The 14,922-nt window shown below is 70.2% G+C and carries 15 protein-coding genes and 2 pseudogenes; 4 read left to right on the top strand and 13 right to left on the bottom strand.

Translation table 11 applies throughout. The features are described from left to right. Nucleotides 1-15: 15 nt before the first annotated feature. From ACAM42_RS08430 to modB, 5 genes are all read right to left on the bottom strand, one after another. Nucleotides 16-306 carry a hypothetical protein gene (locus tag ACAM42_RS08430; protein ID WP_307586209.1) on the bottom strand — a complete coding sequence of 97 codons (291 nt, stop codon included), beginning with the start codon at nt 304-306 and terminating at the stop codon, nt 16-18. After that, nucleotides 303-2,645: an FdhF/YdeP family oxidoreductase gene (locus ACAM42_RS08425; protein ID WP_369631714.1), complete on the bottom strand. Its 2,343-nt coding sequence runs from the start codon at nt 2,643-2,645 to the stop codon at nt 303-305. The genes ACAM42_RS08430 and ACAM42_RS08425 overlap by 4 nt, the downstream gene beginning before the upstream one ends. Before the next feature lie 80 nt (nt 2,646-2,725). Continuing rightward, entirely contained in the window at nt 2,726-3,517 is a 792-nt protein-coding gene (locus tag ACAM42_RS08420; protein WP_369631713.1) for an ABC transporter ATP-binding protein, read from the bottom strand. Then, nucleotides 3,514-4,263, bottom strand: a complete 750-nt coding sequence (gene modA, locus ACAM42_RS08415; RefSeq protein ID WP_369631712.1) for a molybdate ABC transporter substrate-binding protein — start codon at nt 4,261-4,263, stop codon at nt 3,514-3,516. Before modA ends, ACAM42_RS08420 begins: the two co-directional genes overlap by 4 nt. Nucleotides 4,264-4,291: 28 nt before the next feature. Beyond that, nucleotides 4,292-4,981 carry a molybdate ABC transporter permease subunit gene (gene modB / locus ACAM42_RS08410; RefSeq protein ID WP_070061481.1) on the bottom strand — a complete coding sequence of 230 codons (690 nt, stop codon included), beginning with the start codon at nt 4,979-4,981 and terminating at the stop codon, nt 4,292-4,294. A 115-nt stretch (nt 4,982-5,096) separates the two neighbouring features. On the opposite strand from modB, the gene ACAM42_RS08405 reads away from it, so the two are divergent. Further along, nucleotides 5,097-5,336 (top strand): hypothetical protein, encoded by a 240-nt coding sequence (locus ACAM42_RS08405; RefSeq protein WP_070061480.1) that lies wholly within the window; start codon nt 5,097-5,099, stop codon nt 5,334-5,336. Next, nucleotides 5,333-6,013, top strand: a complete 681-nt coding sequence (locus ACAM42_RS08400) for a nitroreductase family protein (protein WP_369631711.1) — start codon at nt 5,333-5,335, stop codon at nt 6,011-6,013. The genes ACAM42_RS08405 and ACAM42_RS08400 overlap by 4 nt, the downstream gene beginning before the upstream one ends. Here the strand turns inward: ACAM42_RS08400 and tsaA are convergent. The 4 genes and pseudogenes from tsaA to apbC all read right to left on the bottom strand — a co-directional run bounded on the left by tsaA (nt 5,974) and on the right by apbC (nt 8,987). Then, nucleotides 5,974-6,472 (bottom strand): annotated as a pseudogene (gene tsaA, locus ACAM42_RS08395) (tRNA (N6-threonylcarbamoyladenosine(37)-N6)-methyltransferase TrmO). The gene ACAM42_RS08400 and the pseudogene tsaA sit on opposite strands and share 40 nt — an antisense overlap. Then, nucleotides 6,469-6,816, bottom strand: coding sequence for a winged helix-turn-helix domain-containing protein (locus ACAM42_RS08390; protein ID WP_062478989.1), 348 nt, complete (start codon nt 6,814-6,816; stop codon nt 6,469-6,471). Before ACAM42_RS08390 ends, tsaA begins: the two are co-directional and overlap by 4 nt. A 51-nt stretch (nt 6,817-6,867) precedes the next feature. Further along, a complete protein-coding gene (locus ACAM42_RS08385; protein ID WP_139700229.1) occupies nt 6,868-7,818 on the bottom strand; it encodes a LysR family transcriptional regulator in 951 nt (316 codons plus the stop codon). A gap of 77 nt (nt 7,819-7,895) precedes the next feature. Beyond that, the gene (gene apbC, locus ACAM42_RS08380; RefSeq protein WP_062478984.1) at nt 7,896-8,987 is read right to left on the bottom strand and encodes an iron-sulfur cluster carrier protein ApbC; all 1,092 of its coding nucleotides are present in this window, start codon (nt 8,985-8,987) and stop codon (nt 7,896-7,898) included. Nucleotides 8,988-9,094: 107 nt separating this feature from the next. Between apbC and ACAM42_RS08375 the strand changes: the two genes are divergently transcribed. After that, a complete protein-coding gene (locus tag ACAM42_RS08375) occupies nt 9,095-10,300 on the top strand; it encodes a patatin-like phospholipase family protein (RefSeq protein WP_369631710.1) in 1,206 nt (401 codons plus the stop codon). A gap of 31 nt (nt 10,301-10,331) precedes the next feature. On the opposite strand, the gene ACAM42_RS08370 is transcribed toward ACAM42_RS08375, so the two are convergent. The 3 genes and pseudogenes from ACAM42_RS08370 to ACAM42_RS08360 form a co-directional block, all read right to left on the bottom strand. Further along, nucleotides 10,332-11,537: a M20 family metallo-hydrolase gene (locus tag ACAM42_RS08370; protein WP_369632742.1), complete on the bottom strand. Its 1,206-nt coding sequence runs from the start codon at nt 11,535-11,537 to the stop codon at nt 10,332-10,334. A 39-nt stretch (nt 11,538-11,576) separates the two neighbouring features. Further along, nucleotides 11,577-12,776: pseudogene (locus tag ACAM42_RS08365) on the bottom strand (diaminopropionate ammonia-lyase); the annotation flags it as partial. A 28-nt stretch (nt 12,777-12,804) separates the two neighbouring features. Further along, entirely contained in the window at nt 12,805-13,986 is a 1,182-nt protein-coding gene (locus ACAM42_RS08360) for a M20 aminoacylase family protein (RefSeq protein ID WP_369631709.1), read from the bottom strand. Between the two features lie 88 nt (nt 13,987-14,074). Between ACAM42_RS08360 and ACAM42_RS08355 the strand changes: the two genes are divergently transcribed. Beyond that, nucleotides 14,075-14,548 (top strand): Lrp/AsnC family transcriptional regulator, encoded by a 474-nt coding sequence (locus tag ACAM42_RS08355; protein WP_369631708.1) that lies wholly within the window; start codon nt 14,075-14,077, stop codon nt 14,546-14,548. 7 nt (nt 14,549-14,555) lie between these two features. Here the strand turns inward: ACAM42_RS08355 and ACAM42_RS08350 are convergent, their stop codons facing one another. Continuing rightward, complete coding sequence (locus tag ACAM42_RS08350) at nt 14,556-14,915, bottom strand: hypothetical protein (protein WP_369631707.1); 360 nt, start codon at nt 14,913-14,915, stop codon at nt 14,556-14,558. Nucleotides 14,916-14,922: the final 7 nt, after the last annotated feature.

Below are 14,922 nucleotides of genomic sequence, written 5' to 3'. Positions count from 1 at the left end.
GCGGCCATTGTCCGCTCAGCCGGGTTTTTCGTCAGCCGGCAGGCGCTCGAGCATCGCGCGCCCGGCGTCGGTGAGGTGCGCGACCCAGCGATCGTCCAGCTGCACCACGCGCACCCAGCCCGGTCCGCGCACGCCGCCCAGCGCGGCATCGCCCATCAGCGTGAGCTGGCGCATGACCACGCTCGCGCCCTGCCCCAGCCGCTTGCCCAGGCGCGGCAGCGACATGCCGCCCTCGCCGGGCGCTTCAGCGAGCGCGCGCAGGATCGCGATGGAAAAGGCGTCGGCGTCGAACCCGGAGTCGCTCATGCCGCCACGGCGTCGGCCTCCGCCGCGACCGGCGCCACATGCAGCGACAGCACCACGGGAATCGACTTGGAGGTCGGCGTGCCCGCGTTCTCGGCCACCGACGACAGCGGCACCAGCGGATTCGTCTCGGGGTAGTAGGCCGCAAGGTTGCCGCGCGGGATGTCGTAGGCCACCAGCTTGAAGCGGTCGGCACGGCGCTCCTGCCCGTCGCTCCACACGGTCTGGATGTCGACCCAGTCGCCGTCCTTCATGCCGAGCTGGCGGATGTCGTCTTTGTGGATGAACACCACGCGGCGCTGGCCGAACACGCCGCGGTAGCGGTCGTCCATGCCGTAGATGGTGGTGTTGTACTGGTCGTGCGAGCGCGTGGTGAGCAGCGTGAACACCAGCGTGTCGCGCTGCGACGCGAAGCGCGCGCGGGCCCGGTGGGCGTGCGTGTCCAGCGGCACGGCGTGCGTGAAGAACACGGCCTTCTTCGACGCGGTGGCCCACACGCGCTCGCTCGCCGTGTTGCGCAGGCGGAAGCCACCCGGATGCGCCACGCGCGCATTGAAGTCCTTGAAGTCGTCGAACACGGCTTCGATCTTGTCGCGGATGCGGGCGTAGTCTTCCACCAGCCAGAGCCACGGCGTCTTGCTGCGCGCACCGATGGTGGCTGCAGCCAGGCGCGCCACGATGGCCGGCTCGGACAGCAGATGCTCCGACGCGGGCGGGTTGATGCCCACCGAGATGTGGACCATGCTCATCGAGTCTTCGACCGTCACGCCCTGCGGACCGCTGGCCTGCATGTCGATCTCGGTGCGGCCCAGGCACGGCAGGATGAGCGCCTCGCGCCCGTGGATGATGTGGCTGCGGTTGAGCTTGGTGGTCACGTGCACCGTGAGGTCGCACTGCTGCAGCGCCTTCCAGGTCTGGTAGGTGTCGGGCGTGGCGGCCGCGAAGTTGCCGCCGAGCGCGAAGAACACCTTGCCCTTGCCGTCGAGCATCAGCTGGATCGCCTCGACCGTGTCCACGCCGTTCTGGCGCGGCGGCTCGAAGCCGAACACCTGCTGCAGCCGGTCGAGCAGCGCGGCCGGCGGCTTTTCCCAGATGCCCATGGTGCGGTCGCCCTGCACGTTGCTGTGGCCGCGCACCGGGCAGGCGCCCGCGCCTTCGCGGCCCATGTGGCCGCACAGCATGAGCCAGTTACCGATCATCTGGATCGTGGCCACCGAATGCTGGTGCTGCGTGATGCCCATGCCCCAGCAGGCGATGACGCGCTTGGCGCCCAGGTACACGTCGGCCGCCGCGCGGATCTGCGCTTCGCTCAGGCCCGACTCCTGCACCAGCAGCGGCCACGATTCGGCGCGCAGGTCGTCGGCCAGCGCCTCGAAACCCAGGGTGTGCTCGGCGATGAATGCATGGTCGAGCACCGAAGGCTCGCCGCGCGCCACCGCCGCGTCTTCGCGCTCGATGACGTGCTTCATCATCCCCTTCACCGCCGCGAAGTCGCCGCCCACGCGCAGCTGGAAGTAGTGCGTGCTGATCGGCGTGGAGCCCAGCGTGGCCATCTCCAGCTTGTCCTGCGGGTCGGCAAAGCGCTCCAGCCCGCGCTCGCGCAGCGGGTTGAAGCTCACGATGCGCGCGCCGCGCTTGGAGGCCGCGCGCAGCTCGCCGAGCATGCGCGGGTGGTTGGTGCCCGGGTTCTGGCCGAAGATAAAGATCGCGTCGGCCTTCTCGAAGTCTTCCAGCGTGACCGTGCCCTTGCCCACGCCCAGCTGCGGGCGCATGCCGCTGCCGCTGGGTTCGTGGCACATGTTCGAGCAGTCGGGGAAGTTGTTGGTGCCGTACTCGCGCACGAACAGCTGGTACAGGAAGGCCGCCTCGTTGCTCGCGCGGCCCGAGGTGTAGAAGATGGCCTGGTTCGGGTCGGGCAGCGCGTTCAGGTGCTGCGCGATGCGCGCGAAGGCGTCGTCCCAGTCGATGGGCACGTACCTGTCGCTGGCCGCGTCGTAGGCCATCGGGTGCGTGAGGCGGCCCTGGTCTTCGAGCCAGAAGTCGCTCTGCTGGGCCAGCTCGGCCACGGTGTGCTTCGCGAACAGCTCCGGGCCCGCGCGGCGCGCGGTGGCCTCGGCGGCCACGGCCTTCACGCCGTTCTCGCAGAACTCGAAGGTCGAGGCATGGTTGCGGTCGGGCCAGGCGCAGCCGGGGCAGTCGAAGCCGTCGGGCTGGTTGGCCGAGAGCAGCGTCTTCGCGCCCTTGACCGGAATGTCCTGCCGCAGCAACGCATTCGTCACGCTGCGCAACGCGCCCCAGCCACCGGCGGGGCCCTTGTAAAACTCGATCTTCTGCTCGCTCATGGCGGCAGTGTTGGCCTGTGGGGGCGTGGCGTCAAATTGAATCGCGACATGCGGCGATTCAAAATGGAAATGACGAAGGTTCAGGCCTCGCGCGCGCCACCCATCAACAAGCCCCGCAGCTTGCTGCGCAGCGGCGTCTCCTCGACCTCCGGCACCCCGGCAATCTCCCGCAGCGCAAAGTCGCGGCTGTCGGCGTTGTGCAGGTCGATCTCGCGCACCACCTGCCCGTCCTTGTAGACAAAGGCCACGTCGGCCAGCGCGAGCACGTCCTCGATGTCGTGCGTGATCATCAGCACCGGAATGCCCCATTGCTTGCGCACCTGCGCGAGTTCGTTGCGCAGCTCGGCGCGCAGCATGGGGTTGAGCGCGGCAAAGGGTTCGTCGAGCAGCAGCACCTGCGGCTCGCAGGCCAGCGCGCGCGCCAGGGCCACGCGCTGCTGCTGGCCGCCCGAGAGTTTCTGCGGCCGGCTGTCGGCCAGCGCGGCGAGGCCGAAGCTGGCCAGCAGCGCCTGCACGCGCTCGGCGTCGCGCGCCGGCAGCGTGCGGCGGTGCCACGCGGTGAGGCCGAAGGCCACGTTCTCGCGCACCGTGAGGTGCGGGAACAGCGCGTAGTTCTGGAACAGGTAGCCGATGCGGCGCGCCGGCGCGGGCACGTCGATGCGCTGCGCCGCGTCGTACAGCGTGCGGCCGTCGAGCCGCACATGGCCCGCCGACGGATGCAGCAGGCCGGCGATGGCCTGCAGGGTGAGCGACTTGCCGGCCCCCGAGGGGCCGTAGAGCGCGGCGAAGGGGACGTCGGTCTGGAAGCGCACGGCGAGGTCGAAGCGCCGGGCTCCGTCCTTCACCGTGAGCTGCAGATCGACATCGATCATGGCTTGCCGAAACCGTAGCGCGCGAGCACTTCCTGGGCCGCAGGCGTCGACAGGAAGGCGATGAAGTCGCCGGCCAGCGCCTTCTGCTTGCTCTCGGCCACCACGGCGATGGGGTAGGTCACGGGCGTGTGGCCGGTGGGCGTGAAAGCGACCTTGACCTTGTCGCCGGCCACGGCCGCGTCGGTGCGGTAGACAAAACCGGCCTCGACCTCGCCACGGCTCACGTAGTCGAGCACCTGGCGCACGCTGTCGGCCTGCACGAACTTGGGTTCGAGCGCGGTCCAGAGCTTGGCGTTGTCCAGCACCTGCTTGGTGTAGCGGCCGACCGGCACGGTGGCGGTCTTGCCGACGGCGATCTTCTTCACGCTGGCGCCGCTCAGGTCCTGCAGCGACTTCAGGCCGACGGCGCCCTGCGCAGGCTCGACCAGCACGAGGCTGTTGGTGACGAGGTCCTTGCGGGTGGCGGTGTCGATGAGCTTCTGGTCGTTGCCGCGGTTCATCGTCTCCTGGTCGGCGCTGGCGAACACGTCGACCGGCGCGCCCTGCCCGATCTGCTGCAGCAGCACGCCCGAGGCCGCGAAGTTGAAGCGCACGGTGCTGCCGGCCTTGGCGGCTTCGAACTTGGGACCGATTTCCTTGAACGCGTCGGTCAGGCTCGCGGCGGCGGACACGGTGATCTGCTGCGCGGCGGCCGCAAACGGCAGGGCCAGGGCAAGCACGACGGACAAAAGACGCAACGGACGCATGGGCACAGTCTCCTGGAAAAAGGGGGAATCAACGAAGCGAAAAGAAGCGGTTCGACACGACCAGCACGGCAATCGACAGCACCGACGTGACGACCACCAGCAGCAGCGCCAGGTCGTCGTGGCCGGCCTGCACGGCGTCGTAGATGGCCATCGACAGGGTCTGGGTCTGCTTGGGAATGGAGCCGGCCACCATCAGCGAGGCGCCGAACTCGCCCATGGCGCGCGCGAACGCGAGCAGCGTGCCGGCCAGGATGCCGGGCCAGGCCAGCGGCAGCGTGACGCGCAGGAACACCGAGAACGGCGACTGGCGCAAGGTGCTCGCGGCGGCCTCGAGCGAGCGGTCGACGTTCGAGAACGCCGCGCTGGCCGACTTGAGCACCAGCGGCAGCGCCACCACGGCCGACGCCACCACGGCGCCGTGCCAGCTGAAGATGATGGTGTAGTCGAAGTGCTCGCGCAGCCAGGCACCGAGCGGGCTGCGGCGCCCCGCCGCCACCAGGATGGCGTAGCCGATCACCGTGGGCGGCAGCACCAGCGGCAGCATGAACACGGCCTCGAGCACGCCCGAGCCGGTGAACTGCTTGCGTGCGAACACCCAGCCCAGCGCCACGCCCGCGACCAGCGCCAGCAAGGTCGCGACCGCCGCGACCTGCAGCGACAGGACCAGCGGCGACCAGTCGGTGGTGGCGATGAGCGAAGAGGTGGTCGTCGTGTTCATTGAGATACGGCGCAATTGTTACATGAGCGGCCTTCTGGTTCCCACGGGGATGCACGGATGCGCCGGTCTTCATATACTGGCGAATACAGCGTTGGAGACTTTGTCCATCCGCCCCATGCGCCTTTCCCCTCATGACACCGTTGTCCGCTCGACCTCCGGCAGGCCCGAGCTTCGCCATGTGACGCAGGTGCACGAATGGCGCATCGAGCGCACGCTGGACGCCGGCGGCTTCGTGCTGTCGATCATCGCGCCGGGCGGCGAGAGCCAGTCGTTCCTGGTGGCGCCGGGCGACGCGCAGGACATCGGCGAGGTGCTGCGCCGCAGCGCCGCATGGACCGACCGGCGCGAGCAATGACCACCATGTGGCGCCACATGACGGGTGCGGAACGCATCCTCGAAGTCCTGCTGACGCGGCGCTCGGTGTCGCCGCGGCGGCTGCAATCGCCCGGCCCGAACCCCGACGAACTCGACGCCATCATTCAGGCCGGCCTGCGCGCGCCCGACCACGGCGGGCTGCATCCGTGGCGCGTGATCGAGTTCCGCCCGCAGAACCGCGAGGCGCTGGCCTGGTGCTTCGAACAGGAGAAGCTGCGCCGCGATCCGCTCGCCAGCCCCACCGATCTGCGGCACGCCCGCGAGCACGCCACGCGCCCGCCGCTGCTGTTGGGCTTCGTGGTGTCGCCGCGCGAGCGCAGCAAGATCCCCGCGCGCGAGCAGTGGCTGGGCGCCGGCGCGGCGCTGGGCAACCTGCTGGCGGCCGCGCACCAGCTGGGCTACGGCGCCATCGTGCTGAGCGGCGAACGCTGCTTCGACGAGACGCTGGTGCGCCAGGTCGGCGTGCAGCCGGGCGAGTACCTGGCGGGTTTCATCAGCATGGGCACGATCCGCGAGGCGCCACCGCAGGCGCGCGAGACGCTGTCGCAGGACGTGTGGTCGTGCTGGCAGGGCGACCTGCTGCCGGGCGCAGCCGGCGAGGCGTCAGGCGACGGCGATCAGTCCATCCGGCCGTCGGAGCGCGTGCGCGGCAGCTGATCGAGCCGCGCGCCGAACCAGCCCACGCGCGCGGTCTCGCGCACGTCGAAGCGCGGCACGTAGGGCTTGATGTCGAGCACGGGCGTGCCGTCGATCATGTCGTTGCCGCTGAAATGCAGCGTCGAGCCTTCCACCGCCGTGAGCCGCACGATCGACAGGCCCAGCCGGTTGGGCCGCGCGGGCGAACGCGTGGCGAACACGCCGTGCGTGGCGTCGTCGAGAAAGGGCACCACCTCGAGCCGTTCATGCGCGCAGCGGTGCAGGTGCGTCACGAGGATCAGGTAGTCGAAGCCTTCGATGTCGCGCAGCCCCGGCGCGAACTCGGCGAACACCTCCAGACGCCCCACTTCGTCGGGGCGCGCCGGCCGTCTGGATGGGCATGCCCGAGGTCTCGGTGAAGCGGCTGCGCACGATGCCGACCGGGCGGCAGACGACGGGATCGATGTCGGCAGCATTCATGGCGCGAGCAAGCGCGTGAGCGCACGAACATCCGCCGCCGTCGCGAGGCGCGCGGCGTTCTCGATGGCGCGGTAGCGCTTCACGATGTCCTCGCCCACGGGCGTGAGCGCCGTGCCGCCGCCGCGCGAGCCGCCCGCGGCGGTGTTCACGGCCGGCGAGGCCAGCGTCTGGTTCATCTCGTCGATCAGCATCCACGCGCGGCGGTACGACATGCCGAGCAGGCGGGCCGCCGCCGAGATCGAGCCGGTCTCGGCCACGGCTTCGAGCACGGCGATCTTGCCGGGGCCGATGGCGATGGTGTCGTCCCGGTAGATGCGCAGGCGGAACTGGGCTTTGGATTTCATGATGGCGCGAAGGGTAAACCATCCAGGTGCCGTCGGCACCCGTGGGCCGGGCTACGCGGCGTCGAGCGCGCCGCTGTGCTGGCGCGCCTGCGCCTGCCATTCGGGCGTCTGCAAGAAGGCCAGCGCCGCATCGAGCGCCCGCGCGGGCCGCACGCCCTCCTGCGTCATGAAGCCGATGGGCGTGCGAACCTCGGGCGCCACCAGCGGCAGCGCCTCCAGTTCGCGGTGGCTGCGCACGGCCGCCACCATGGCGCCGGGCAGCACGCTGCTGACGGTGCCCGCGCTCACGGCCAGCGCGAGCGTGAGCACCGAGTTGGTCTCGATGGCCGGCGCCACCGCGGCCACGCCGGCCTCGCGCAGGGCCTGGTCGATGATGGCGCGGTTGTGCATGTCGGGCGTGAGCAGGCACAGCGGCAGCTTGCCGGCCTCGGCCCAGGCGATGGGGCGGCCGATGCGCAGCCGGTCGGCCGAGGGCTTCTTCGCGCGCCGCAGCAAAAAGTAATGCTCGATGCTCTGCGGCCAGGCCTTGAGTTTGACGCCCGGCAGGTGCATGCGCTCGGTGTAGCCCAGGGCGAGGTCGACCGAGAGGTTTTCCAGGCCCGTCTCCAGCTCCTGCGAGCTCATGGAGAGCACGGCCGGCACGATGCCCGGATGGCGCTGCTGCAGCATTGCGGCAAAGCGCGACAGCATCGGAATCGCGGTGGGCACGGCGGCCATGCGCAGCCGCCCGCGCGGGTCGCCGGCCTCGCTGCGCAGCTCCTGCAGCAGCACCTCGTTGTCGCGCAGCATGCGCTGCGCCGTGGCCAGCACGCGCTCGCCTTCGTGCGTGAGGCCCACGTACACACGGGAGCGCTTGACGATGACGACGCCGAACTCGCCTTCCAGCGCGCGCAGCGCATTGGAGAGGGCCGGCTGCGTGATGTGGCAGGCCTGCGCGGCGCGGCCGAAATGCTTGTGCTCGCTGAGTGCGACGAGGTAGCGCATCGAGGCGAGCAGGTTCATTGCGTGCGTCCTTTTTCTTCTTGGGAGCTCTCGTCCGGGGCGCCTGCGCAGGCCCTCGCCCTGCCCCCGCCTGTGCCTCAGGTGTTCTTGCTGATCGAGATCGTCGGGAACTTCGCGGAAAAGTCCTTCGCCTTCTCCGCGATCCCCACCGCCACGCTGCGCGCCACGGCCTTGTAGAGCCCGGCCACCTCACCGTCGGGGTCGGACACCACCGTGGGCGCCCCGCTGTCCGCCTGCAGGCGGATGTTGATGTCCAGCGGCAGCGCGCCCAGGTAGGCCATCTGGTACTCGGCCGCCATCTTCTTGCCGCCGTCGGCGCCGAAGATGTGCTCGGCATGGCCGCAGTTCGAGCAGATGTGCACCGCCATGTTCTCCACGATGCCCAGGATCGGCACGCCGACCTTCTCGAACATCTGGATGCCCTTGCGCGCGTCGAGCAGCGCGATGTCCTGCGGCGTGGTGACGATCACCGCGCCCGTCATCGGCACGCGCTGGCTCAGCGTGAGCTGGATGTCGCCGGTGCCCGGCGGCATGTCGACGATCAGGTAGTCGAGGTCTTTCCAGTTGGTCTGGCGCAGCAGCTGCTCGAGCGCCTGCGTGGCCATGGGGCCGCGCCAGATCATGGCCTGGTCGGCGTCGACCAGGAAGCCGATCGACATCACCTGCACGCCATGGCGCTCCTTGGGCTCCATGTTCTTGCCGTCGATGCTCTCGGGGCGCCCGTCCAGGCCCATCATCATGGGCTGGCTCGGGCCGTAGATGTCGGCGTCGAGCAGGCCCACGCTGGCGCCCTCGGCGGCCAGCGCCAGCGCCAGGTTGGCGGCCGTGGTGCTCTTGCCCACGCCGCCCTTGCCCGAGGCCACGGCCACGATGTTGCGCACGTTGGGCATCAGCTGCACGCCGCGCTGCACCGCATGGCTGATGACCTTGGTCACGATGTTGACCGACACGTTCTCCACGCCCGGCACGGCCTTGGCCGCAGCCACCAGCGACTTGCGGATGGCCGCGTGCTGGCTCTTGGCGGGGTAGCCGAGTTCGAGGTCGAACGAGACATCGCCCTCGGCGATCTGCAGGTTTTTGAGCGAGCGGGTCGCTGCGAATTCTTTGCCGGTGTTAGGGTCCGTGACGCTCTTGAGTGCGTCCATGAGCCCGTCGGGGGTGAGTGCCATTGATCAAACTCCTGAATGGCGGGTAGTCTATTCCGCCCGCCAAGCCCGTACCGGGACGCGCTCATTTCCCGTCCGAAAAACGCCGAAGAAGCAAAGACACCGACGCAATGCCCGAGACAAGCCCCGCCACCGGCCTGCTGCTGACAGGCGGCGGCGCCCGCGCCGCCTACCAGGTCGGCGTGCTCGAAGCCATCGCCGAGATCCGGCGCGACGCCGTGGCGGCGGGTGCGGCCATCGGCGGCGGCAACCCGTTCCAGATCATCACAGGCACCTCGGCCGGCGCCATCAACGCCGCGGCGCTGGCCTGCGGCGCCGACGACTTCGACCGCGTGGTCGCGCACATCGCGCAGGTGTGGGGCGAGTTTCGTGCCGAACAGATCTACCGCGCCGACTCGCTCTCGGTGCTCGGCAGCGGCGCGCGCTGGCGCATGCTGCTCGGGCTGGGGCGCTTTGCGGCCAACTGGATGCGCATCAAGCCGAAGTCGCTGCTGGACAACACGCCGCTGGCCGGCCTGCTGCAACGCCTGGTGCCGCTGGACCGCCTGCCACAGCTCATGCAGCAGGGCCACGTGCAGGCGCTGGCCGTTACGGCCTCGAGCTACAGCTCGGGCGAGCACGTGACCTTCTTCGAGGCGGCCGTGCCGATGGAGCCCTGGGTTCGCTCGCAGCGCCTGTCGGTGCGCGACCGCATCACGCACGCGCACCTGATGGCCTCATCGGCCATTCCCTTCGTGTTCCCGGCCACCGCGCTGCCGATGCCTCCGGGCCACACCGAGTACTTCGGCGACGGCTCGATGCGCCAGTCGGCGCCCATCGCGGCGGCGATCCACCTGGGTGCGCAGCGCATCGTGGTGATCGGCGCGGGCCGGATGCACGAGCCGCGCGACGAGGATGCGCCCAACACCCACAGCGGCTACCCGACCATGGCGCAGATCGCCGGCCATGCGCTGTCGAGCATCTTTCTGGATGCACTGGCGGTCGACATCGAGCGCCTGCGCCGCATCAACCACACGCTGGGCCTCATTCCCGAAGAGGCGCGCGCGGCCAGCACGCTGCGCCCGCTCGACCTGCTGGTGATCTCGCCGTCGGAGCGCATCGACATGATCGCGGCGCGCCACGTCGACGCGCTGCCGGGCGCCGTGCGGCACCTGCTGGGCGGCTCGAAGGTCGCGGCCGACGTGAAGGGCGGCGCGCTCGCCAGCTACCTGCTGTTCGAGTCGGCCTACACGCGCGAACTCATGGCGCTGGGGCGCGCGGACGCGATGCGCCAGCGAGACGAGGTGCTGCGGTTCTTCGGGTGGGTGCCGAAGTGACGGCGCACGCGGCCAGCTGAGTTCGCGCCGCTCACCCCGCCTCGTCCAGCAGCCCCAGCACCACGTCCAGCAGCACGTTCGCGCCCTGCGCTAGGTCAACGCTCGCCGTGTGCTCCTTCGGGTTGTGGCTGATGCCGCGCACGCTCGGCACGAAGACCATGGCGGCGGGCGCGATGCGCGCCATCATCTGCGCGTCGTGGCCCGCGCCCGAGGTCATGCGGCGGTGGCTCAGGCCGCGGGCGTGCGCGCTGGCCTCGACGAGGCGCACCAGCCGTTCATCGAACCGCACCGGCTCGAAGCGCGCCAGCGTGCGGGCTTCGATGCTCACGCCTTCGGTTGTTTCGAGCTGCCGCAGGTAGTCCGCCAACTCGCCTTCGGCGTCCTTCAGCGTCGCCTCGTCGGTGTTGCGCAGGTCGACCGTGAGCGTGGCGCGCGCCGCGATCACGTTGATGAGGTTCGGGTGCAGATCGATGGCACCGACGGTCGCGACCTGGCTGCCGCCGTAACGGCGCGCCAGCTCGCGCACGAACACCGCGATGGCCGCGGCGCAGTAGCCGGCGTCGTGGCGCAGGTGCATGGGCGTGGTGCCCGCGTGGTTCGACTGGCCGGTGACGACGATCTCCTGCCACGAGATGCCCTGCAGGTCGGCCACCGCGCCGATGGTGACGCCCTCGGCCTCCAGCACCGGGCCCTGCTCGATGTGCAGTTCGACGAACGCATGCGGCACCAGCGCGCCGCAGGCCATGTCGCCCGCGTAGCCGATGCGTGCGAGTTCGTCGCCCAGCCGCGCGCCGTCGGTGGCGACGGTGTCGAGCGCCGCGTCGAGCGCCAGGCCACCGGCATGCACCAGCGAGCCCATCATGTCGGGCATGAAGCGCACGCCCTCCTCGTTGGTGAACGCGGCGACCACGAAGGGGCGCAGCGTCTGGCGCTGGCGTTCGTTGAGCCAGCGCACCACCTCCAGGCCCGCCAGCACGCCGTAGTTGCCGTCGTAGCGCCCGCCCGTGGCGACGGTGTCGATATGGGAGCCGGTCATCACGGGCTTCGCATCGGGCAGCTGGCCGGGGCGGATGCCGAAGATGTTGCCGATGCGGTCGATGCGCACGGTGAGGCCCAAGTCGCGCATCCATTGCACGAGCCGGTCGCGGCCCGCGCGGTCGGCGTCGGTGAGTGCGATGCGGCAGACGCCGCCTTGTGCGGTCGCGCCGATGGCGGCGTGCGCGTCGATGCGCGCCATCAGCGCCGCCTCGGCGATGCCTTCGCGTTGCAGCCATTGCGCCTGCGCCGCCACGACTTCTTCGCCTGTGTGGCCGGTCAGCGCGCGGTACACGCCGGGCGCGGTCGCGCCTTCGGTGCTGAACAGCAGCACGCGCGAGCTGGCGTCGAGGCCGGCGGCGCGCGCCAGTTCGGGGTCGGCCGCAAGCACCTGCAGCGCGGCGAGGCCGGCCGCGCCGGATTCGCCGACCTGCACGGGCACGTCGCCCGCCTCGCCGGTGGCGAAAGTGCGCATGGCGTGCTCGGCGTCGGCATCGGTGACGGTCATGAAGAGGTCGACCGAGGGTTGCAGGAAGCGCCACGCGAGCGGCGAAGTCTCGCCGCAGGCCAGCCCCGCCATCACCGAATCGACGCTGCCGGTGGCGCGGTCGGGTCGGCCGCTGCGCGCGCTCTGCAGCAGGCAGTCGGCCTGCTCGGGTTCGACGACGATCAGCGTCGGCCGCGCGGCGCCGTAGCGCTCCCAGACATGGCTGGCCACGCCGGCCGCGAGCCCGCCGACGCCGCCCTGCACGATGACGTGGGTGAAGGGGCACGGCGCGCCGGGCGCGGTGTTCTCGAGCAGCTCGTCGACGAGGATGCCGTAGCCCTGCATCACGTCGCGCGGAATCTCTTCGTAGCCTTCGTAGGAGGTGTCGGAGACGACCTCCCAGCCGTTCACCCGGGCCAGGCGCGCGGCCTCCTCGACCGAGGCGTCGTAGTTGCCGGCGATGCGCACGATCTCGGCGCCGAGCGCGGCGATGGGCGCCTCGCGCTCCTCGCTGACCTGCGCGTGCAGCACGATCACGCAGCGGCAGCCCATGCTCTGCGCGGCCGCAGCCAATGCGCGGCCATGGTTGCCGTCGGTCGCGCTGATGACGACGAAGTCGCGCAGCGCCTCGGCATACCGGCCCGCGAACAGGTCGGCGGGCGTCCAACCCCGCTCGGGCCAGCGGCGCAGCACGAGCCGCAGCAAGGCCACGGGCGCACCGAGCACCTTGAAGCTGCCGAGCGCGGAGCGGCGCGATTCGTCCTTCACGACCACCTGCGCGATGCCCAGCTGCGCGGCGAGCCGGGGCAGCGGCCACGCCGGCGTCGGCTGCGGCGAGAGCCGGTGCCAGGTGGACAGCCACTGGCGGCTCTCGCGACCGCGTGCGATGTTCATGACGGCCTGCAGGGCCGCGTCGTAGCCGCGCCGTTGCGCGTGAGGGTTGGCGAAGAGCATGGGAAGAAAACCGGAAGAGAAGAATGGATCAGGCGGCGGTGCGCACGGGAAGCCGCTGGCGCACGATTTCCGCGAAGTAGCGCGCGCCCGTGGTCAGCACCGCGTCGTTGAAGTCGTAACGGCCGTTGTGCAGCGGCGTGCCGCCGGGCTCGCCCTCGGCGCCGTTGCCCAGGAAGACGAAGGCGCCCGGCACGGCGCGCAGGAAGGCGCCGAAGTCTTCCGAGATCATCATCGGCGCGACGTTCGCATCGACCTTCTCGGCGCCCACCACGGCCATCGCAGCGGCCACCGCGATCGGCACGCACTCGGCCCAGTTCACGGTGGGCGCGAACTCGTGCGTGTAGCTGAACGTGCACTCCGCGCCGTGCATGCGGCAGATGCCTTCGCTGATCTCGCGCATGCGCGTCTCGAGCATGCGCTGCACGGTGGGGTCGTAGCTGCGCGTGTCGCCCTTGATGACCACGTTCGACGGAATCGCGTTGCGGATGCCGTCGGTGATGAACTCGGTGCACGACACCACGGCCTGCGCGCCGGGGTCGAGCGTGCGCGAGACGATGGTCTGCAGCGCCAGCACGATCTGCGCGCCGATCACGATCGGGTCGATGCCCATGTGCGGCCGCGCGGCATGCGTGCCCCGGCCGTGGATGTGGATGACGAAGTTGTCCTCGCTCGCCATGAGGCCGCCCACGCGCGTGGCGAAGGTGCCGGCGGGCAGGCCGGGCATGTTGTGCAGGCCGTAGATCTCGTCGACCGGAAAGCGTTCGAACAGGCCGTCGTCCATCATGGCCCGGGCGCCGCGGCCGTGTTCTTCGGCGGGCTGGAAGATGAAGCGCACGGTGCCGTCGAAATCGCGCCGCTCGCGCAGCAGCTGCGCGGCACCGAGCACCATCGCCATGTGGCCGTCGTGGCCGCAGGCGTGCATGCGCCCGGGCGTGGCGGAGGCGTAGGGCCGCTCGGTCGCCAGCTCGGTGATGGCCAGCGCGTCCATCTCGGCGCGCAGGCCGATCACGCCCGTCCCGCTGCCGACCTTGAGGCTGGCGACCAGCCCGGTGCCGCCGATGCCGGTGTGCACCTCGAGCCCCAGCGCCCGCAGCGCGTTGGCAATGAAGGCCGAGGTCTTCGCCTCCTCGAAGCCGGTCTCGGGCATCGCATGCAGCTGGTGCCGCCAGCCGGCCAGCTGGTCGCGCAGGGGTGCGTCTGGAAACTTCATGGCGAGATGCTATTGACAACACAGCGGGACAGGTGCGCAAAATGAGCCGCTGCCACGCAACGTTTTTGCGCGAAGCCTGCCCTTTCTCATGACACCCCTCGACGCCCTCGACCTGCACCTGCTCGAACTGATCCAGGCCGACAGCCGCCTCTCGCAGGGCGAACTGGGCGAGCGCATCCACCTGTCGACGGCGGCGGTGAACCGCCGGCTCAAGCGCCTGCGCGACGAGGGCGTGATCCAGCGCCACGGCGCCGTGCTGTCGCCGGCCGCGCTCGGGCACCCGCTCACCATCGTGGTCGAGGTCGAGGCCGAGAGCGAGCAGATCGAACGGCTCGACGCCATGAAGCAAAGCTTTCGCGACTGCCCGCAGGTGCAGCAGTGCTACTACGTGACGGGCGAGTGGGACTTCATCCTCGTGTGCGTGGTGCGCGACATGGCGCAGTACACCGCGCTCACCCGCCAGCTGTTTTTCCAGAGCAACAACGTCAAGCGCTTTCGCACGCTGGTGACGATGGACCCGGTGAAGGTGAGCCTGGATGTGCCGGTGTCGACGGGGGTCTGAGCGCGCGTCACGAGCCCAGGCCGAACAGCGCCAGCAGGCCTGCGACGAACCAGCCAGCCTTCTTGGCGGCGTCGGCGCTTTCCTTCGAGATGGGCCACAGCTTGGCGCGGCGCCAGGCTCGGAAGTTGTTGGCCACCGCCAGGGCCACGCCAAGCAGCACCAGCGGCGCCATGTTCCAAGCGGCGGCGGCGATGCCCGACAGCACGATGATCAGCAGGCCCGCCGTCCAGATGCCGTTCGACGTGCTGGCCAGCACATGCGAGAGCTTGCCGCAGAGCCCGCACGCCGCCGGCGAGCCGCGGCTCGAAAGGCGCTTGGCCATGGCGGCGATGCCCGGCTGGCGGCAATGGGGACAGGCGTAGGTCATGCGGCTC

Source organism: Variovorax sp. V35, from assembly GCF_041154465.1.
GTDB lineage: Bacteria > Pseudomonadota > Gammaproteobacteria > Burkholderiales > Burkholderiaceae_C > Variovorax > Variovorax boronicumulans.
This window is presented reverse-complemented; position numbering and strand designations above follow the sequence as displayed.